We start from the raw sequence: 18,431 nt of genomic DNA, 5'->3' as shown, positions 1-18,431 counted from the left end.
CACGCGGTGGCCTTCTCGGCCGCGACGGTGTGCCACTCGCGCGATCACGCCCGGCGGAGGGCGAAGATGCGCAGGTCGCGGGTGGTGCGGGAGCGGTAGGCGGCGTAGGCGCCGGTGATGTCGACGAAGCGCTGGAAGATGGCGGTTTTATCCGGGTCCTCGACGGGGGTGGCGGTTACCTCGAAGCGCCGGCCCGCAATGGCGACTGTCGCCTTGGGGTTCGCCAGCAGATTGGCGGTCCAGGCGGGGTGATGGGCCTGGCCGAAATTGCTGCCGATCACGTAGAGCGTGTCGCCGTCGTGCACGTACAGCAGCGGCTGCGTGCGCGGTCGGCCGGATTTGCGACCGATGGTGGTGAGCAGGATGACCGGCGCGCCGATCGGTCCGAGCACGGTGTATTTGGCGTGGGTGCGTTCCAGGACCGCCCGGTCCAGCGGGGTGAGGGCGCGGACGAGCCGGGAACCGAGCTTCGTAGCCGCGAATCTACTTGCCGCGCGGGCGTATAGGTTGGTGCGCGAACCCCACTGCCGATCCGGAAATTGCTCAGCCATGCCCGGACTATAGCGGCGAGCGGCAACGGCCACGGCGGCTTCGGGAGGCGGCGCTGCTCGCGCTCTCGTTGTCGCGGCGAACCCGTCGCGTCGGGACTCGCCCCGAGCAGGTCCGCGTCGCGCTGGACCCGCTCTCGAGCGGGAGAGGCCCGGGTCACGCGGCCGGTGCCGACCGTCGCGTGGCACGGCCCGGTAGCCGCCGGTTCACTAAGCTCTCGGTCATGGCCGACAACGCTCCATCCGCCGTGTACATCGCCTCTCCCGAAGGCGACACCGGTAAATCGACGGTGGCGCTCGGGGTACTGCAGATGCTGTGCGCGACGACCGCGCGGGTCGGGGTGTTCCGTCCGATCACGCGCTCGACCACCGAGCCCGACTACATTCTCGAGCTGCTGCTCGAGCACAGTACGGCCGACATCGACTACGCGCAGGCGATCGGCACCACCTACGAGCAGGTGCACGCCGACCCGGACGCCGCGATCAGCGAGATCGTCATGCGCTTCCACGAGGTCGCGAAGATGTGCGACGCGGTGGTCGTGGTCGGCAGCGACTACACCGACGTGGCCAGCCCCAGCGAACTGCGCTTCAACGCCAGGATCGCGGTCAATCTGGGTGCACCGGTGCTGCTGGTGGTGCGCGGCGCGGACCGCACCCCGGCCGAGGTGAAGCAGCTGGCCGAGCTGTGCGCGGCCGAGCTGTCGCACGAGCACGCGCAGCTGGTCGCCATCATCGCCAATCGCTGCGACCCGGAGCGACTGGAGGAGGTGTGCGCGGCGCTGCGCGATTTCGGCGTCCCGTCGTGGACGCTGCCCGAGGTCCCGCTGCTGATCGCGCCCACCATGGCCGAGCTGTGCACGGCCGTCGGCGGCGAGATGTACAGCGGCGATCCGGAGTTGCTGCACCGCGAGGCGCTGAAAGTCATGGTCGGCGGCATGACGGCCGAGCACATCCTGGAGCGGCTGGTCGAGGGCGTCGTCGTGATCGCCCCTGGCGACCGCTCGGATGTGCTGCTCAGCGTCGTCAACGCGCATGAGGCCGAGGGCTTTCCGTCATTGTCGGGCATCATCATGAACGGCGGCCTGCTGCCGCATCCCGCGGTGGCGCGACTGATGACCGGCCTCAAGCCCAAGCTGCCGATCCTCACCACCGATCTCGGCACCTACGACACGGCGGGCGCGGCGTACCGCACCCGTGGTCGCATGTCCGCGGGCAACCCGCGCAAGGTCGACACGGCCCTCGCGCTGATGGAACAGCGCGTGGACGCCGCGGAGCTGTTGCGGCGCATCGACGTTCCGCCCAGCTCGGTGGTGACGCCGCAGATGTTCGAGTACCAGCTCATCGAGCGCGCGCGGGCCGATCGCAAGCGCATCGTGCTGCCGGAGGGCGACGACGACCGCATCCTGCGTGCGGCGGGCCGGGTGCTCCAGCGCAAGATCGCCGACCTGGTCATCCTCGGCGACGAGACCGCCGTGCGCGCCCGCGCCGCCGAACTGGGGGTGGACATCTCCGCCGCGGAGGTGCTCGACCCGCGCAGCTCCGGCTACCTGGACGAGTTCGCCGCCGAGTACGCCGAACTGCGCAAACACAAGGGCATGACGCTGGAGCGGGCGCGCGAAACCGTCGCCGACATCTCGTATTTCGGCACCATGATGGTGTACAAGGGGATCGCCGACGGCATGGTCTCGGGTGCGGCGCACACCACGGCGCACACCATCCGGCCGTCGCTCGAGATCATCAAAACGGTGCCGGGGGTCTCCACCGTCTCCAGCGTGTTCCTCATGTGCCTGGCCGACCGGGTCCTCGCGTACGGCGACTGCGCGGTCGTGCCGGACCCCAGCGCTCAGCAACTGGCCGACATCGCGATCTCCTCCGCGGCGACCGCCGGCCGCTTCGGCATCGAACCCAGGGTCGCGATGCTGTCGTACTCGACCGGCGAATCGGGCAGCGGGGCGGATGTGGACAAGGTGCGCGTGGCGACCAAGCTGGTGCGTGAGCGCGCGGCGGAGCTGCCGGTGGAAGGGCCGATCCAATACGACGCCGCGATCGAACCGACTGTCGCCGATACCAAGCTGCCCGATTCCGAAGTCGCCGGGCGCGCGACGGTGTTCGTGTTTCCCGACCTCAATACCGGCAACAACACCTACAAGGCGGTGCAGCGCAGCGCGGGCGCGATCGCGATCGGCCCGGTGCTGCAAGGGCTGCGCAAGCCGGTCAACGATCTGTCCCGCGGCGCGCTGGTGGCCGACATCGTCAACACCGTGGCGATCACCGCCATCCAGGCGCAGGACAGCTGATGCCGCCGCGAGCGGGCGACGCGGAATGATCGCGTCGTGATCGTGGTTGCCGTGCGAGTGCGGCGAGCCCGCCGGGTGCGGGCGCCGCGCGGGACACAGGAGGCGGGATGAGCAAGACGGCCGAGGGCATGGTGCTGGTGATCAACTCCGGCTCCTCGTCCATCAAATACCAGCTCGTGGATCCGGATTCGAGCGTGGTCGCGGCGTCCGGGATGGTCGAGCGCATCGGCGAGGACGAGGGCGGGATCGTGCATCGCGCCGACGGCTCGACCACCGAGCGTCGTGAGCCGATCGCCGACCACGCCGCCGGGCTGCGGCTGGTCTTCGACACCTTCGCCGCGACGGGCCACGATCTGGTCCGAGAGGGTGTGCGGGCCGTCGGGCACCGGGTGGTGCACGGCGGCGAGGTGTTCTACCGGCCCACGCTGATCGATGACGACGTGGTCGCCGCGATCACCGAACTCGCTTCGCTGGCGCCGCTGCACAATCCGGCCAACGTCGCCGGGATCGAGAGCGCGCGTGCGCTGCTGCCGGGAGTGCCGGAGGTCGCCGTCTTCGACACGGCGTTCTTCCACGGCCTGCCCGCCGCCGCGAAGACCTACGCCATCGACGCCGAAGTGGCCGCCGCGCACGGCATCCGGAAGTACGGTTTTCACGGCACATCGCACGAGTACGTGTCCGGCTGCGTGGCGCAACTGCTCGGGCGCGACCCTGCCGAGCTGAACCAGATCGTCTTCCACCTGGGCAACGGCGCGTCGGCCTCCGCCATCCGCGGCGGGCGTCCGGTCGACACCAGCATGGGACTCACCCCGCTGGAAGGTCTGGTGATGGGCACCAGGTCCGGCGATCTCGACCCCGGCATCGTGGCGCATCTGGCCCGATCCGCGCACATGGACATCGATGAGATCGACACCTTGCTCAACCGGGACTCCGGCATCAAGGGGCTGTCCGGCGTGAACGATTTCCGCGAACTACGCCGCCTCATCGCCGACGGTGACGAGGCCGCCCGGCTCGCCTACGACGTGTACATCCATCGGTTGCGCCGCTACCTCGGGGCGTACCTGATCGAACTCGGCGGCGTCGACGCGATCACCTTCACCGCCGGAGTGGGGGAGAACAGCCCGCAGGTGCGCGCCGATGCCCTCGCGGGCCTCACCCGGTTCGGCATCGAGGTCGACCCGGCGGCCAACACCGCCGAAAACCGTGGCGCGCGGCGTATCTCCCCGCCCGACGCGCCGGTCGCGGTCCTCGTGGTGCCGACCAATGAGGAACTGGCGATCGCCCGCGCCGCACGGCAGGTGGTCGACCGGCTCGATTAGATCCAGGTCTTCGCGCGGATCACGTTGGCCAGGTCGACCAGCGCGTAGCGATGCTTGCGATTGGGCGCTCCCCGAGCCAGCGAGCGCAGGCCCGCCTCGGTGCCCGCCCTGAGCTCGCGTTCGGTGAACGGCGCGCCGAACAGCGTGGCATCGGGGCGCTTCGGCGTGTTGCCCGCCTGGAGCCACGCCAGGGCGGCGCCGAGTACCAGCACCCGCATCTGCACCGCGCGACTCTCGCCCGCGGGCAGGCTCAGCACCCGCGACGCCGAGATGTGCAGGGTGGCCTCGTCGAGGTCGGCCACCGGCGCGGCCGTGAGCATCAGCAATACGGCGGTCATCCGCGCGGTGGTGAAATGCCGCGACGCGGCGGGCACGGCGTCCAGCGCCTGCACCGCCTCGTCCACCCGGTCGTCCGCGGCCAGTTGCCTGGCCAGCCCGAAGGCAGCGCTGACCACGGTGCGGTCGGTGCGCCAGACGGTCTCGTATGCCTTCTCGGCGTAGGCGCGCCACTGTTCGGGGTCGGGTGAATCCCAGTGCTGGAGCACGAGTTCGGCCGTGGCGGCGATGGCGAGCTGGGGTGCGATCTCACCGGGGAGCACCCGGAAGACCTCGTCGAAATTCGTGAAAGCGCGCTCGTACTCCCGGTCGAGCAATTCGGCCATACCGCGATACCAGCTCACCCGCCATTCCCGTTCGGGCAGCCGCGCGAGCAGGTCCAAGACCGTGGCGGACTCGCGCAGATCGAGCCGCACGCGCGCCTCGGCGAGGGTGAGTTCCAGGTCGAGCGTCTCCGGAGCGTTGCCGGGGTCGGACTCGGCTCGGTCTCGGGCGTGCCGCAGCGCCTCCAACGCGTGGGCTGGTTCCGGATGCACCGCGGCCGCGAGCAGGGGCGCCGACGGTTCGGCCGGGTCGAGCAGCGGGATCGGCAGCCCTGCCACCACGTCGAGGGCGTCCAATCCGCTGCTGCGGGGTCGGCCGTCGGTGTAGGCGTCGGTCTGGCTGATCAGCTCCTCGGTACCGAAACTGGCCCGTGGCGGCGTGAAGACCACCGACAGCTGCGGGTGCTCGGTGTCGGTCTCCAGCGCGAGGATCTTGCGCAGCACGCCCGACAACTGGGCCGACATCGCCCGGGCGGAGGGGAATCGGCGCTGCGGGTCCGGGTCGGTGGCGCACAGCAGCAGACGGTGGAAGGACTCGTAGCGTGCCAGCACCGGCTCGTCGGCGGGCTCGGGAAGTCCGTCGAGGTAACGCCCGTGCTCGGAGGGCATGTGCAAGGTGAGCACGGCCAGCGTGCGCCCCACCGTGTAGATGTCCGAGGCGATGGTCGGGCCGGTGCGCGCGAGCTCCGGCGCCTGGAATCCTCTGGTGCCGTAGAGGTTTCCGTAGGCCTCGATGGTGGTGACGGCGCCGAGATCGATCAGCTTGACCTGGTCCTCGGTGACCATGATGTTGTCGGGTTTGAGGTCGTTGTAGGTCAATCCGGTCGAGTGCAGGTAGTCCAGCGCGGGCAGGATCTCCAGCAGGTAGGCGATGGCCTCGGTGACCGGCATGCGCCGCGGGCGTTCGTAGGCGTCGAGGATGTCGCGCAGCGACCGGCCGCCCACGTACTCCATGACGATGTAGCCGACCGGTGTGCCGTCGTCGCCGGTGTGCTCGACGAAGTTGTAGATCTTGACGATGCTGGGATGCGCCATCTCGGCGAGGAATTGACGTTCGGACATGGCCACCGCCTGCGCTTCGGCGTCGCCGGTGTGCAGCAGGCCCTTCAGCACGACCCAGCGGTCGCTGACATTGCGGTCGATGGCCAGGTAGATCCAGCCCAGTCCGCCGTGGGCGATGCAACCCTGGATCTCGTACTGCCCCGCCACCATGTCGCCCGCGTGCAGGGTGGGGCGAAAGTCGAAGGGCACGTCGCAGGTCGCGCAGGTACCCGCCGTGGTCGCGGGCCTGGTCGCGGTCGCCCGGCCGACGGGTTTGCCGCAGCGCCAGCAGAATCGCCTGCCCTCGGAGACCACCGCGTCGGTGAGCACCGCGTCGCGCGGGTCGGCGGGCGTCACCGTCGGGATCGGCACCAGTCCCGCGCCGAGCCGCCGCACCACCGGACGGGTTCGCGCGGTGCGCACGCTGCGTCCGGAGGTGCGCAGCGGCGCCGATGTGGGGTCGGAGTCCGTTCGGCGAGTGCCTTCCTGCCCCGCTGCCTCGGTCCGCGCTGCCGTACCCCGCTCGTCGCGTGCCACCTCCGTGCCCGGGCCGTCGTCGGCCCCGGCAGCGAGCGTTGGTTCCGCGACGTCCAGGTCGGGGGCCGGTGGCTGCGGCCTTCCGGACCGTTCGTCGTCCGGCTCGCGGTTCCAGGCGACCGTGCCCGCGGTCGTGTCCAGGCGATGCACCTGCATGCGGGTCGCGTCCGGGTCGTTCTCGGCCTGCGGTTTCGACCGACCGGCCACACCGGTTGCGTCCTGATTCGAGGGCGGCTCGTGGTCTGTGCGCAGCGGCTCCGGTGCGGCCCCTGGACGATGCTCATGCGACCCGGTGACCCCGTCCTCGAACACATCGGCCGAACCGGGCCGTCCCGGGGCGGATTCGCCCGGGTCGGGCTCGGGAGCCGGCCGTGTGCTCATTGGCCTGTCAATCCTGATAGGTAGGAGCGGGTGGGGCGGGAACGGGGCCGAGGACGGTGAGATATTTCTGGTACAGCCCGACCCACGTGCCGTCGTTACGGATCCGTTCCAGCGTGCCGTTGACGAAGCGGACGAGATCGTCGTTGCCCTTGGGGATGCCGATGCCGTACGGCTCCTCGCTGATACTGCCGCCGACCAACTCCGTGTACGGGTCCTGCGCCGCCAGACCCGCGAGGACGGCGTCGTCGGTGCTGACCGCGTCGACCTGGCGCTGTTGCAGGACGACCAGGCAGTCGGCCCAGCTCGGCACGGTGAGGATGGTCGCGGCAGGTTGCTCGCGGCGCATGTGCTCCAGCGACGTGGTGCCGGAAACGATGCATACCCGACGGCCGGCCAAGTCGGCCAGGCTTCGGATCCCGGAGTTCTTCACCGCGAGCACCCGCTGATTCGCGTGCAGGTAGACGGTGGAGAACGCGACCCTCTCGCGCCGCTCGCAGTTGATCGTCATGGTCTTGGCGACCAGGTCGACGGTGCGGTTCTGCAACGCCGTCTCACGCTCGGCGGAGCCGAGGCTGCGGAACTCGATCAGATCCGGACTGCCGAGCAGGTCGCGGGCCACCTCCCGGGCGATGTCGGCGTCGAAGCCGACGATGGCGCCCGAGACCGGGTCGCGATAGCTGAACAGATTGCTGCCCGTGTCCAGCCCGACGAGCAGCCTGCCCCGCGCCCGGATCGCGTCGATCGCCGGGCCGCGCGCGGCGGCGCCCGCTCCGGTCGGGCGCAGGCTGGCGGTCGGGTCCCCGCACCGCGGTGTGCCCGGCGGCGGCGGGACCGGCGAATCGGTGAGCACCGGTACGGCTTTCGCGGGCAGCGGAGGATCGGTGTACTTCGGCGTCTTGGTCGGCAGCGGCGCGCTGGAATCGCTCGCGCAGCCGCTCGCCAGTGCCACCACCAGGACGACGGCTACCAGAATGCCGCGCGCGGATCTCATCGGTACTCCCGGAGCCGGGGCCACATGCCTAGTCCCACATAGACCGCCGCCAGAATGCCGAGCACCATCGCTCCCGCTCCCAAGAAGTCCAGGACCCGTGCCGCCTGGGAGATCTCGTCGCGCAGCGTGTCCCGGGTCTGCGCGATGCCTTGCTCGAGTGAACGGTCCAGCGCCTCCACCTGCGCGGTGGCGTCCGCGGAGCCGGGGCCGGTCGTCACCGCGGCCGCGCTGTTGAAATCGCCCTTCGCCAGCGCGTCGTTCATGCGCTGATGCGCCACCCGCCAGCGAGCCAGCGCCGGAACGGCGTTGCGCACCTCGCCCGCCGCGGGCGCGGAATCCGGGTAGTTGCCGATCAGATCGGCCAGCCGCTCGATGTCCGCGTCGTAGGTGCGGTCGTAGTCGCCGGTCGCGTCCCGGCGCACCAGCTTCAACGTCTCCGCCGCCCGCGCCTGCTGGGCCAGGATCCGGCTCTCGGTCAGCCGCGAGGAGGGCACCGCGCCGTCGTCGCGTGCGCTGATCATCGACGTCGCCGACACCGAGCCCGCGATCACCGTCCAGGCCAGCAGGATCAGCATGGCGGCCGAGGCGAGCAGCAGGCCCGGATTGAGCACCCGCCGCCAGCGACGCGCCAGATCCCGCTGGACCCAGACCAGCACGCCGAGGGTGAGGATCAGCAGGCCGATCGCGGGCCACGGTGGCCGCACGTGGTTGCGCTGCGCGGCCGTCACCGCCGCCGAGCGATGATTGTGCAATTCCTCGGCCATCGGGAGCAGCGTCGTCTGCATCTGGTTGGACGCCTCGCTCAAATACGCGGCCCCGACCGGATATCCGCTGCGATTGTTCGTCCGTGCGGTCTCCACCAGACCCGAGTACACCGGCAGCCCGGTAACTATGCCGGTGCGCAGCCGGGAATCCGGATCGCTCGCCGCGTTCGGCCCGACGGCGCGGTCGGACTGGGTCACCAATTCCGCGGCCGCCTCGCCCATCGCCTGCGTGTAGCGATCCCGTACCGCCTGCGGTTCCAGCCCGCCCGCGATGAAGGCGGTGCTGGCGGCGGCGTCGGCGATCGACAGCGAGGTGTAGAGCCGATGTGCGGAGTGGGCGTCCGGTTCGGTGTTGTAGAGCAAGACGTCCAGGCTCTGCTGGCGGTCGCCGACCGTCGCGGCGGTCACCGAACCCGCGGCCAGGCACAGGCCGATGAGCAGCAGTCCGAGCGCGATCAGCCGTCCCGGTGAGGAATTGGCGAACGAGAGCAAGTTGGCCAGGTCGATACGTTCGCGAACCACCGCGACGCTCAGCCCGCCCGGATCGTCCCGACCGGCGGGCTCGGGCGCGGACGACGGCCGGAGTTCGGCCGTCGTCGGCTCGGAGCTAGCCATGTCCACCTCCCCAGTTTGGGCCGCAAACGCGGTTTTTTCGACGGCTCGACCGTATATCCGGTCCACCCGTGCGTATTGGTGCGGAGTTTATTGTGGTCGTACGGGCGCCGCGGCGTGTGAAACACCCCCGGTTGGGAGGAAGCGGGGCGGGACAGTGTCGTAGCTGGACGAGGATGGGTACGAGATGCGTGGTGACGGTGACGGTTGGTCGCGTGGCCCCGACGGATTGCGGCACTGGGGTCGCTTCGGCGCCGCCGGACTTCTCCTGCGCGCTCCGCTCGCCGACGGCGGTTCGGCGGTACTGCTGCAACACCGCGCCCTCTGGAGTCATCAGGGCGGAACATGGGCCTTGCCCGGCGGGGCACGCGACAGCCATGAGACGCCCGTGCACGCGGCGGTGCGCGAGGCATGGGAGGAGGCGGGGATCGATGCCGACGACATCCGGGTGCGCGCCGAGCGGGTGACGGCGTCGGCCCTGAGCGGCTGGACCTATACGACGGTCGTCGCCGACGCGGTCATGACCCTGCCGACCACGGGGAATCGCGAGAGCACCGAGCTGGCGTGGGTCCCGGAGGACGAGGTGGAGGCCCGTCCCCTGCATCCGGGCTTCGCCGCATCCTGGCCCACCCTGCGCGCCGCACCCGCACGGGTGCTGCTCGCCGAGATCGGCGAGGACCGCGCCGTGGCCGCCGCGCTGCCGCGCACGCTGGACCTCGCCGGTCTCGGGTTCGTCTGGCTGCACTCGGATCCGGCCGGTCCTGGCGACTACGCCAGGATCATCGACGAGCCGGACGCGCAGGTCGTCGAGCCCGCGCAGAGCGGAAACACCGCGGTGGAGACCGCGCTTTCGTTCACCCGCGGGCAGGTGCTGTCCTGACCGCTGCGCTCACGCGTTCGCGAGCAGGGCCGTTTTGAGTTCGCGCGCCGCGGCTTCCGGATCGCGGGCCTCGGTGATCGCGCGCACCACGACGACCCGCTTCGCCCCGGCCTCCAGCACTTGCGCGAGGTTGTCGGCGTTGATCCCGCCGATCGCGAACCAAGGCCGGGTGGGATGGGCATCCGCCGTCGATCGGACCAGTTCGGGACCGGCCGCCTGCCTGCCGGGTTTGGTCGGGGTCGCCCAGATGGGGCCGGTGCAGAAGTAATCGATGTGCTCATCGATCGCGGCGAGTCCGGCCTGCGCGCGATTGTGCGTGGATCGTCCGATCACCACGTCCGGTCCGAGTATCCGGCGCGCGTACCAGGGCGGGAGGTCGGCCTGGCCGAGATGCAGCACGTCGGCGCCCGAGGCGAGGGCGATGTCGGCGCGATCGTTCGCCGCGACCAGGCCGCCGTGCCTGCGCGCGGCGGCCTTCAACTCGGCGAGCGCGCCGAGCTCGGCCTTGGCCTCCAGCGGGCCGAACTGGGCCTCGCCCGCCGATCCCTTGTCTCTGAGCTGGATGATGTCGACTCCGCCCGCGAACGCCGCCTCGGCGAACTTGGCCAGATCGCCCTTCTCCCGGCGTGCGTCGGTGCAGAGATACAGGAGCGCGTTCGCCAGACGTTCCCGCGGCGAGGCGGGTCGATTCGGGTGGGAGGGTTGCACGCCTTCGACGGTAGCCGCGCTACCGTGGGGATGCGAAACAGGAGGCAGGTGGATCGGATGCGGACTCTGGCCGTCGTCGGTGGCGGCGCCATCGGGCTCGCCGTGGCCTGGCGGGCCGCCGAAGCCGGTTGGTCGGTCACCCTGCTCGATCCGGCGGTCGCGACCGGCGCCTCCTGGGTGGCCGGGGGCATGCTCGCACCGCTGTCGGAGGGTTGGCCCGGCGAGGATCGGGTGCTCGAGTTCGGCGCGGCGTCGCTGGCCCGCTGGCCCGGATTCGCCGCCCGGCTCGAGGCCGCGACCGGAGTTTCGGTCTTCGTGGCAGACGAGACCATGACCGTCGCGCTGGACGCGGCCGACGCGGCCGACCTGCGCACCGTGGCCGATTGGGTCGGCGGGCGCGGGCACGAGCTGTCCATCCTGGATCGCGCCGGGGTCCGCGAGCGGGAACCGAACCTGGCCCGAACGGTGCGCGCCGCGCTGCTCGCGCCCGCCGAACCCGCGATCGACAATCGCAAGCTGGTCGCCGCGCTGCGGCGGGCGGCCGAGGCGGCGGGCGTCGGTGTGCGCGCCGAGTCCGTAGACTCGCTGACGGAACTTCCGCACGACCAAGTCGTGCTCGCCGCCGGAGCCGCGTCGGCGCAGCTGTGGCCCGGACTGCCGGTCCGCCCGGTCAAGGGCGAGATCCTGCGCCTGCGGCAACGGCCGGGCGTCGCTCCCGCGCCACGCCGGGTGATTCGGGCGCGGGTGCACGGGCGGCCGGTCTACCTGGTGCCGCGCGCCGACGGCATCGTCGTCGGCGCCACCCAGTACGAGGCGGGTTTCGACACCGCGGTCACCGTCGCGGGCGTTCGCGACCTGATCGCCGACGCCGAGGCGGTGTTCCCCGGCATCGGCGAATACGAGCTCGCCGAGGCGAGCGCCGGTTCGCGGCCGGGCAGCCCGGACAACCTGCCGTTGATCGGCCGGCTCACCGACCGGATCATCGCGGCCACCGGGCACGGCCGCAACGGCATGCTGACCGTGCCGCTCACCGCGGAAGCGGTGACCGGCCTGCTCGGCGGGGCAGCCTTGCCCGAGGCGGAAGCCGCCGACCCGCAACGCTTTTCGACGACTGTAGGAGGAAGCCGATGACGCTGTCATCCATCCCCATCGGTGTCACCGTGAACGGCGACGAGCACGAGTTCGCCGAGCCGCTCACCGTGCGCGAGCTGCTCGAACGACTCGGGTTGCCGTGCCGGGGCGTCGCGCTGGCGGTGGACGGCGCGGTCTTTCCCAAGTCGCGCTGGGACGAACCGGTCGGGCGCGGCTGGCAGATCGAGGTGCTGACGGCGGTTCAAGGTGGCTGAGGTCGCGACGGCATCCGAGCGGGCCGACGCCCCGCTGCGGATCGCCGACCGGGAATTCGGCTCCCGCCTGATCATGGGCACCGGAGGCGCGGAGAACCTCGCCGTCTTGGAGGAGGCGCTGATCGCCTCCGGCACCGAGCTGACCACCGTGGCCATGCGGCGGGTCGATGCCGCGGGCGGCACCGGCGTACTCGATCTGCTGAAGCGGCTGGACATCGCGCCGCTGCCGAACACCGCGGGCTGCCGTACCGCGGCCGAAGCGGTGCTCACCGCGCAGCTGGCGCGCGAGGCGCTGGGCACCAACTGGGTGAAACTCGAGGTGGTCGCCGACGAGCGCACCCTGCTGCCCGACCCGATCGAATTGCTCACCGCCGCCGAAGAACTCGTCGACGACGGGTTCGTCGTGCTGCCCTACACCAACGACGACCCGGTTCTGGCGCGCCGTCTGGAGGACACCGGCTGCGTGGCGGTGATGCCGCTGGGCGCGCCCATCGGCACCGGCCTGGGCATCGGCAACCCGCACAACATCGAGATGATCGTCGCCGACGCGAAGGTCCCCGTCATCCTGGACGCGGGCATCGGCACCGCGAGCGACGCCGCCCTCGCCATGGAACTCGGCTGCTCGGCGGTGTTGCTCGCCACGGCCGTGACCAGGGCCCGCCGCCCCGAACTGATGGCCGCCGCGATGGCGGATGCGGTCCGCGCCGGATACGCGGCCCGGCTGGCCGGGCGCATCCCGAAGCGGTTCTGGGCGCAGGCGTCGTCTCCGGCGCTGTGACGGATTCGCTCGAGTCCAGGGCAGGAATGTTGACGATCGCCCCCGCGTCGGCAGGGCTGTCTCGGCTTCGAACCCCCGAGCAGGGTGGTCCCGGAACGGCTCGTCCGAGCGGATCTCGGTGTGCAGCGCAGCCCGTTCCGATGGAGCAGCTGTCGTCGGTTGGGCGTGAGCGGCGCCGCTCGGCGGGCGGCGGCGTCGCTCACGCCCGCGACGAGAGCGGGCCGGGACGCGGCGGGCTCAGCCGTTGACGAAGGTGAGGTTCGTCGCGTCGTAGCGGGTGCCCGCGACCTGCTCGGGCGGGGCGGCGGCCTCGATGGCGGCGAGGTCCTCGGGGGACAGCTCGACGGTCAGTGCCGCGAGGTTCTCCTCTAGATTCCGTTGCCGCCGGGTGCCGGGAATCGGCACTACGTCTTCGCCCCGATACTGCACCCAAGCCAGAGCGAGCTGGCCCGCAGTGACTCCCTTCGCCACCGCCAATTCGTTCAGCTTCGCGACGATGGCCAGGTTCCGTTCGAGGTTGCCCTCGGCGAAACGGGGCTGGCTGCGCCGCACGTCGGTCTCGGCCAAGCCTTCGACCGAGTTGTAGCGGCCGGTGAGGAATCCGCGCCCGAGCGGGGAGAACGGAACCACGCCGATGCCGAGTTCACGGCATACCGGCAGGATCTCCGCCTCCAGATCGCGGGTCCACAACGACCACTCGCTCTGCAACGCGGCGATCGGATGCACCGCGTGCGCCCGCCGGATGGTCTGCCCGCCCGCCTCCGACAGCCCGAGGTGGCGGACCTTCCCCGCCCGCACCAGCTCCGCCATGGCTCCGACGGTCTCCTCGATCGGCACCTGCGGATCGACTCGGTGCAGGTAGTAGAGGTCGATGTGATCGACCCCGAGCCGGCGCAGCGACGCGTCGCACGCCTGCCGCACGTAGGCGGCGTCGCCACGGATCCGGGTGGGCTCCCCCAACCGGTTGGCGAAGCCGAACTTCGTCGCCAGCACCACCTCGTCGCGGCGCCCCGCGATGGCCCGTCCGATCAATTCCTCGTTGTGCCCGGCGCCGTAGAAGTCGGCGGTGTCCAGCAAGGTCACCCCCAGGTCGAGGGCGTGGTGCAGAGTGGCGATCGACTGCGCGTCGTCCGCCGCGCCGTAGGCGTGACTCATACCCATGCATCCCAGGCCCTGCGCGGAGACCGCCAGTTCACCGAGCTGCCGGGTGGGGACGTCGATCATGTTGCTACCTCCTGAACTCGAAACCATCGGTTCCGACGCTAAGAGCTGGAGCGCACTCCATGTCAACCGCGCGCGGACGCGATCAGGTGTGCGCGGCGGGAGGCGTGGATACCCTCGGCGGCGGTTACATCCTCTCCGAACCGGAAGACTGCTGCGGAACTCGCGCAGCCGGGCCCGAAGTTCCGTCGTGCAGGACACCTCACCTTGCGCAGAAAAGCTGTACTCCAGAATGGAGACATTCTCCGAAGGCTGATATACAGTCGCTGTCGTTGGAGATGAAGAGTCTGGTTGGCCGGGCAGGTGAACTGCCCGGAGAGCAAGAATCACCATCCCCTCCGGCGGAGAAGAGAATCCGGTGCAGTCGACCGGACCGCCGGAGGGGATGACATACCGCAGGTCTAGTTCGTCGATCCGGGAGGTGGTCGCTGAGACAGGTACCTACACCTTGCGCGCCCGGGAAGAAGTGCCGGGCGCGGTGTTCGACGTCGGCTCTGCGGGTCGGCGATTGGAATTGCTATCAAACCCCCTCGATCCCGGGCCCCGGTGAACAGTGCGCCGGGGCCCGTCGGCGTCGTGACCAGAGGTGTTGTGCAGCACACCGACCCCACCGACGCCTCCAGTGCAGCGGACCGGCTCGATGACGAGGACTCTCGCGCCTACAGCATGGGCAGGGCGGCCGGAATTCTCAGCTCGCCGAAGCCCCATGTCGGCTTGTCGTCGGCGGCCGTGGCGTGTCAGCTCGCCGAGGAGCGGTCCGTGAGATGACTGTAAAGTTGCGTCAGCTCTCGGTGGATGCGGCTCGCCGTTCGTAGCGTGCACGGGCTCGGTCGTACGCGGTGCGGAGCAGGTCGCGGGTCGTCTCATCGGTCCGGCTGTCTGGGTTCACTATCGCGAGCCAACCGGCGGAGCCGTAGACGGGATGCGGGAACACGGTGTCGGTGACGCTGTGGTCGAGATTCGGGGGTAGCTCACGCGGAGCATGGCCGGTCCAGTGGGTGAAGGCTTCTTTTCCGGCGGCGATGTTGACGCGGAAGGTGTCGGGGCGGTCCAGGCGGGACCGCTCGTCGTCCGGATAGTTCTTGGTGACGATTGTCGCGAAGGGTTGGGTCGCCTTCGGCACGCCGCCGTCTGGTGAGTAGTAGAAGAACGTGTCGCCCCAGCTGATCTGCGGGGAGCCGTCGCCGGGTCCGGGGCGGAGGGTCAACACGCCCTCGAGAGCCGATACGAAGTCGATGATCTCGTCGATGGTCATGGTTCCAGCGTTTCATTGAGGTGCTTGTGGAGACTTTGGGACGGATATCGAGGATAGGTAGGGTGCCAACTCTCAACTCGTCCATGCGCACGGTCGATGTCGCGCGCCGCGCCGGGTACTCCGTGCAGCAGATTCGCAACCTGGAGCGGGACGGCGTACTGCCGTCCGCGCTGCGCACGGCATCGGGCTATCGCAGGTACGGGGAGATCCACCTGCGTTGCGCGCTGGCCTATCGGGCGCTGGCTGCCGGTGTCGGCCCGGTCGAGGCCAAACGAATCGTTCGCGCGGTTCACGAGAGGCCTATCGCCGAGGTGCTCGCGCTGCTCGACGCGGCGCATGCCCGGCTCGACCGGGAGCGCCGGGATCTCGGGCTCGCCAAGCGGGCGGCCGCAGCGATCTCCGCCGAACCGATCGATGACGTGCGTCCATCGGATTCGATGAGCGTGTCCGAGCTCGCCGCGGCGCTCGGCGTGCGCCCGTCGACGTTGCGGCATTGGGACGCCGAGGGATTGGTGGTTCCGGACCGCCCCACCGCACAGGGAGTGCGACGGTACTCGCCCGCGCAAGTGCGAGATGCCCGGATCGTCCACCAGCTCCGCAGCGCCGGATACCGCGTCGACAGCCTCCGGATTCTGATGCCGGACCTGCCGCGCGGCGACCGTTCCGAAGACGTCGAAGCCGCGCTGGCGGCTCGGGACGCGAGCATCACGGCCCGCTCTCGTGCGCTTCTCGACGCGGCCGCCGCGCTCACCGCCGTGATCGCGCTCGCGGGAAGCTCCCAGTCGGAAACCGGCGCAGGCGAGAACGGACCGCCCGGCTCTCGCTCGCTGGAGTGACGAGCTGCCCATTCCGCTGCTACACGAACTTCGCGCTGGCCGGCTCGCGGTACGAGATCGCCACAGTGGATCCGGCGTTCGCCAAGACGCTGGCCGGATGTACGGAGATCGGGGGCGCTGTCTACCAGGGGCCTCGCGCGAAATAGAGTACCGGAGATGTAAACCGGTCTGCGTTGGATCCTGGTGGTGGATCGACCATGTAGTCGGTCAGTTCTTTGGCCGATGCTGTTTTCAGGGCGGTCACCGTGGCCCAGCTGCCCTCGTGCATGTCGAAATTTCCCGGTGGCGGCCAAAAGGTGTACACCTCGGGTGATCTGCTACTGCCCTCGCCAACAAAGCGCCCGGTGAAAACTCCAACATGGGTTAAGGGATACTCGTCGGTAGCCCACACGATCAAATCACCGCGCCGCGGCTGAGGGCACAGGTGATCACCCGGTGTGAAGAGTTGCAATCCATGGGGTGCGAGCATTCGCTTGAAGCGTTCTCCCCATGCATCGGAATCGTCCTGGATCGATTCCGAGACCTTCCCCCCGTGCTGTCGGTACCAATTCGAGGGCTCATTCAGTGGGAACCACTCGTACATTCGACGGATGTCGGCGTGTTCCAGCACGCCGGAACGGACTCCGGCCTCCAGGATCAAGTCCCAGCAGGACAGCACCGCGTCCCGGTTCACCGGCGGTCGAGGCGTTCCGTCGGGTGAGCGTGCCCACATCTCGAACGTCCGATTCGGTTCAACCATATTTCCCCATGTCGCCTCGATGCCCAGCATCGTGTCCAGTTCGTCCGCGACCAACAGCGGCGCATCCGGCCTGCGCCCACCAGCGATCTCACCGGGGGCGGACACTGCTGTATCCGACGACGCGAATTCGCTTCGTGCGACCCGATATCCACAGTGCTCGTCGGTGTCGAGGCTGTGTTCGGCGACTCCATGCCGAAGCTCCCCGGTAACGGCATCGCTATGACCTTTACGCCATTTGACCGCCTTGCTGGTGGCCCCGAGGAGGCGATGGACAGCCTCACCCATGACACGGCCGAACTCATTCATCGGTCGTCGGGGAGTCCGGATCGCATAGTGGCCGGGGCCGCCCCTCCAGGTCGGGCAGCGCGAAGCTGTACTGCCCGTTCAACTCCAGTTGGGCGCGGATGAACGCCGACCAGCCGCGTCACGTCGGTATCCAGCATTGGATAGCCTCGTCCACGCAACAGGCTGCTCAGGCCTTGGTCGAGGTAGACGGTGTTCCACAACACGACGCAGTTCAGGACGAGCCCGAGGGCCGACAGTCCTGCATCCCTTTGTAGTAGGCCCGGTACATCTCGCGCTTCTTCCGTGGGAGACGGAGCGTGCCAAATCGCGATGTCCGCAATGAGGTTCGACTGGCGCTTGCCTTCGCGGCGATAGATTTCTCGTCGGCCAGCCGTCGGATATGCAGGTTTTGAAGATCCGCCCATAGTGGGCGATGCGCGGCAGCCGCTGATCGGGCAGGTTCGCCAGCTTCGGCCTGTACTGGAAACCCAATAGATGCAGCAGCCGAAGACGATGTCGCTGTAGGAACCGGTGTCGGTGATGATCACAAGGCCACCTTTCCATCAGCCGCGGCAGGAACGGCCTGGCCGTGCACAACTTCCCAGCCAACTCGGCCAGGCGTTGCCCGTCCAACTCGGCGAACCCGGCGGGCACAGCTCGTCGATTGCCTCGACCGCGTGACAGCTCCAAGCGAGTGACATTCTTCTCGATCATGTCTCACACCACATCGACACCGATGTAGAGGTTGAATTCATCGCCTACCTCATGAGCCGGCGCGGCCGGATCAAGCTCAGATCCACCTCACCCGTCCCGATCGCCTGGAGGTCGCCCAGCTGGCGCAAAGCCTTGACCATTCCCTTCGATGAGGTGCGTATTGTGCCCTCGCAGCGGCTCCAGCTCGCTGACCCGTGGCTCGGCGTCTTCCGGGACGTCCACAGCCGCATCAGCGCCGCCCCGTTCCCGGCCTGCTCTGGTCGCTGATCCGGCTCCAACATCGCCGGCCGTGGTGCGGCCTTCGGCGACCAACGCCCCCACGTGGTGATGCCCGGCCCGGCAACAGCGCTTTGTGTGATCGCAGCCAGTCGAACTGCTCACCTGCGTTCCGGCCAAGGTGCGCTGCGTGAACGGCGCATGATCCCCGGTGACGTCGCGCCGCCGCTCCATGTCGCCGAATTGCTGGGTCGGTGCGGGTCGAGCCCCTAGGGGTAAGCCCGCGTCCTCATCCTCGAGGATG

General features: G+C 69.4%; 17 protein-coding genes. 8 read left to right on the top strand and 9 right to left on the bottom strand.

Annotation, left to right across the window (positions count from 1 at the left end):
• Positions 1 to 44: 44 nt before the first annotated feature.
• A complete protein-coding gene (locus K8O92_06890; protein ID UAK33660.1) occupies positions 45 to 551 on the bottom strand; it encodes a nitroreductase family deazaflavin-dependent oxidoreductase in 507 nt (168 codons plus the stop codon).
• 221 nt (positions 552 to 772) lie between these two features.
• Here K8O92_06890 and pta point away from each other — a divergent pair, with 221 nt between their 5' ends.
• Both pta and K8O92_06880 read left to right on the top strand, forming a co-directional pair.
• Positions 773 to 2,845: a phosphate acetyltransferase gene (pta, locus tag K8O92_06885; GenBank protein ID UAK33659.1), complete on the top strand. Its 2,073-nt coding sequence runs from the start codon at positions 773 to 775 to the stop codon at positions 2,843 to 2,845.
• Between the two features lie 107 nt (positions 2,846 to 2,952).
• Entirely contained in the window at positions 2,953 to 4,164 is a 1,212-nt protein-coding gene (locus K8O92_06880) for an acetate kinase (protein UAK33658.1), read from the top strand.
• Here K8O92_06880 and K8O92_06875 read toward each other — a convergent pair.
• The 3 genes from K8O92_06875 to K8O92_06865 all read right to left on the bottom strand — a co-directional run bounded on the left by K8O92_06875 (position 4,161) and on the right by K8O92_06865 (position 9,152).
• A complete protein-coding gene (locus K8O92_06875; GenBank protein ID UAK35492.1) occupies positions 4,161 to 6,557 on the bottom strand; it encodes a protein kinase in 2,397 nt (798 codons plus the stop codon). The genes K8O92_06880 and K8O92_06875 overlap by 4 nt on opposite strands.
• Before the next feature lie 232 nt (positions 6,558 to 6,789).
• Positions 6,790 to 7,773: a glutamate ABC transporter substrate-binding protein gene (locus tag K8O92_06870; GenBank protein ID UAK33657.1), complete on the bottom strand. Its 984-nt coding sequence runs from the start codon at positions 7,771 to 7,773 to the stop codon at positions 6,790 to 6,792.
• Positions 7,770 to 9,152 carry a hypothetical protein gene (locus K8O92_06865; protein ID UAK33656.1) on the bottom strand — a complete coding sequence of 461 codons (1,383 nt, stop codon included), beginning with the start codon at positions 9,150 to 9,152 and terminating at the stop codon, positions 7,770 to 7,772. Before K8O92_06865 ends, K8O92_06870 begins: the two co-directional genes overlap by 4 nt.
• Before the next feature lie 184 nt (positions 9,153 to 9,336).
• Here K8O92_06865 and K8O92_06860 point away from each other — a divergent pair, with 184 nt between their 5' ends.
• The gene (locus K8O92_06860; protein ID UAK33655.1) at positions 9,337 to 10,029 is read left to right on the top strand and encodes an NUDIX hydrolase; all 693 of its coding nucleotides are present in this window, start codon (positions 9,337 to 9,339) and stop codon (positions 10,027 to 10,029) included.
• A 9-nt stretch (positions 10,030 to 10,038) separates the two neighbouring features.
• Here the strand turns inward: K8O92_06860 and thiE are convergent, their stop codons facing one another.
• Positions 10,039 to 10,737 (bottom strand): thiamine phosphate synthase, encoded by a 699-nt coding sequence (gene thiE, locus K8O92_06855; protein ID UAK33654.1) that lies wholly within the window; start codon positions 10,735 to 10,737, stop codon positions 10,039 to 10,041.
• Between the two features lie 57 nt (positions 10,738 to 10,794).
• On the opposite strand from thiE, the gene thiO reads away from it, so the two are divergent.
• Genes thiO through K8O92_06840 form a run of 3 tightly spaced genes read left to right on the top strand, consistent with a single transcriptional unit; the run spans position 10,795 to position 12,861 of the window.
• Positions 10,795 to 11,868: a glycine oxidase ThiO gene (gene thiO / locus K8O92_06850; protein ID UAK33653.1), complete on the top strand. Its 1,074-nt coding sequence runs from the start codon at positions 10,795 to 10,797 to the stop codon at positions 11,866 to 11,868.
• Complete coding sequence (gene thiS, locus K8O92_06845) at positions 11,865 to 12,083, top strand: sulfur carrier protein ThiS (GenBank protein ID UAK33652.1); 219 nt, start codon at positions 11,865 to 11,867, stop codon at positions 12,081 to 12,083. Before thiO ends, thiS begins: the two co-directional genes overlap by 4 nt.
• Complete coding sequence (locus tag K8O92_06840) at positions 12,076 to 12,861, top strand: thiazole synthase (GenBank protein UAK33651.1); 786 nt, start codon at positions 12,076 to 12,078, stop codon at positions 12,859 to 12,861. Before thiS ends, K8O92_06840 begins: the two co-directional genes overlap by 8 nt.
• 237 nt (positions 12,862 to 13,098) lie before the next feature.
• Here the strand turns inward: K8O92_06840 and K8O92_06835 are convergent, their stop codons facing one another.
• A complete protein-coding gene (locus K8O92_06835; protein ID UAK33650.1) occupies positions 13,099 to 14,085 on the bottom strand; it encodes an aldo/keto reductase in 987 nt (328 codons plus the stop codon).
• A gap of 573 nt (positions 14,086 to 14,658) precedes the next feature.
• Between K8O92_06835 and K8O92_06830 the strand changes: the two genes are divergently transcribed.
• Positions 14,659 to 14,850 (top strand): hypothetical protein, encoded by a 192-nt coding sequence (locus tag K8O92_06830; GenBank protein UAK33649.1) that lies wholly within the window; start codon positions 14,659 to 14,661, stop codon positions 14,848 to 14,850.
• Positions 14,851 to 14,863: 13 nt separating this feature from the next.
• Here K8O92_06830 and K8O92_06825 read toward each other — a convergent pair whose 3' ends face one another.
• A complete protein-coding gene (locus K8O92_06825) occupies positions 14,864 to 15,337 on the bottom strand; it encodes a DUF6194 family protein (protein ID UAK33648.1) in 474 nt (157 codons plus the stop codon).
• 62 nt (positions 15,338 to 15,399) lie between these two features.
• On the opposite strand from K8O92_06825, the gene K8O92_06820 reads away from it, so the two are divergent.
• Positions 15,400 to 16,173, top strand: a complete 774-nt coding sequence (locus tag K8O92_06820) for a MerR family transcriptional regulator (protein ID UAK33647.1) — start codon at positions 15,400 to 15,402, stop codon at positions 16,171 to 16,173.
• 121 nt (positions 16,174 to 16,294) lie between these two features.
• Here K8O92_06820 and K8O92_06815 read toward each other — a convergent pair whose 3' ends face one another.
• Together K8O92_06815 and K8O92_06810 are read right to left on the bottom strand one after the other, a co-directional pair.
• Entirely contained in the window at positions 16,295 to 17,218 is a 924-nt protein-coding gene (locus K8O92_06815; GenBank protein UAK33646.1) for a hypothetical protein, read from the bottom strand.
• Positions 17,215 to 17,745, bottom strand: a complete 531-nt coding sequence (locus K8O92_06810; protein ID UAK33645.1) for a transposase — start codon at positions 17,743 to 17,745, stop codon at positions 17,215 to 17,217. The genes K8O92_06815 and K8O92_06810 overlap by 4 nt, the downstream gene beginning before the upstream one ends.
• Between the last annotated feature and the right edge of the window lie 686 nt (positions 17,746 to 18,431).

It is taken from the genome of Nocardia asteroides (assembly GCA_019930625.1).
Classification (GTDB): domain Bacteria; phylum Actinomycetota; class Actinomycetes; order Mycobacteriales; family Mycobacteriaceae; genus Nocardia; species Nocardia sputi.
This window is presented reverse-complemented; position numbering and strand designations above follow the sequence as displayed.

What these genes read in the sequence shown, in the direction of transcription:
- K8O92_06890 (UAK33660.1), bottom strand. Translation starts at nt 551, where the DNA reads ATGGCTGAGCAATTTCCGGATCGGCAGTGGGGTTCGCGCACCAACCTA.
- pta (UAK33659.1), top strand. Translation starts at nt 773, where the DNA reads ATGGCCGACAACGCTCCATCCGCCGTGTACATCGCCTCTCCCGAAGGC.
- K8O92_06880 (UAK33658.1), top strand. Translation starts at nt 2,953, where the DNA reads ATGAGCAAGACGGCCGAGGGCATGGTGCTGGTGATCAACTCCGGCTCC.
- K8O92_06875 (UAK35492.1), bottom strand. Translation starts at nt 6,557, where the DNA reads ATGCAGGTGCATCGCCTGGACACGACCGCGGGCACGGTCGCCTGGAAC.
- K8O92_06870 (UAK33657.1), bottom strand. Translation starts at nt 7,773, where the DNA reads ATGAGATCCGCGCGCGGCATTCTGGTAGCCGTCGTCCTGGTGGTGGCA.
- K8O92_06865 (UAK33656.1), bottom strand. Translation starts at nt 9,152, where the DNA reads ATGGCTAGCTCCGAGCCGACGACGGCCGAACTCCGGCCGTCGTCCGCG.
- K8O92_06860 (UAK33655.1), top strand. Translation starts at nt 9,337, where the DNA reads ATGCGTGGTGACGGTGACGGTTGGTCGCGTGGCCCCGACGGATTGCGG.
- thiO (UAK33653.1), top strand. Translation starts at nt 10,795, where the DNA reads ATGCGGACTCTGGCCGTCGTCGGTGGCGGCGCCATCGGGCTCGCCGTG.
- thiS (UAK33652.1), top strand. Translation starts at nt 11,865, where the DNA reads ATGACGCTGTCATCCATCCCCATCGGTGTCACCGTGAACGGCGACGAG.
- K8O92_06835 (UAK33650.1), bottom strand. Translation starts at nt 14,085, where the DNA reads ATGATCGACGTCCCCACCCGGCAGCTCGGTGAACTGGCGGTCTCCGCG.
- K8O92_06825 (UAK33648.1), bottom strand. Translation starts at nt 15,337, where the DNA reads ATGACCATCGACGAGATCATCGACTTCGTATCGGCTCTCGAGGGCGTG.
- K8O92_06815 (UAK33646.1), bottom strand. Translation starts at nt 17,218, where the DNA reads ATGAATGAGTTCGGCCGTGTCATGGGTGAGGCTGTCCATCGCCTCCTC.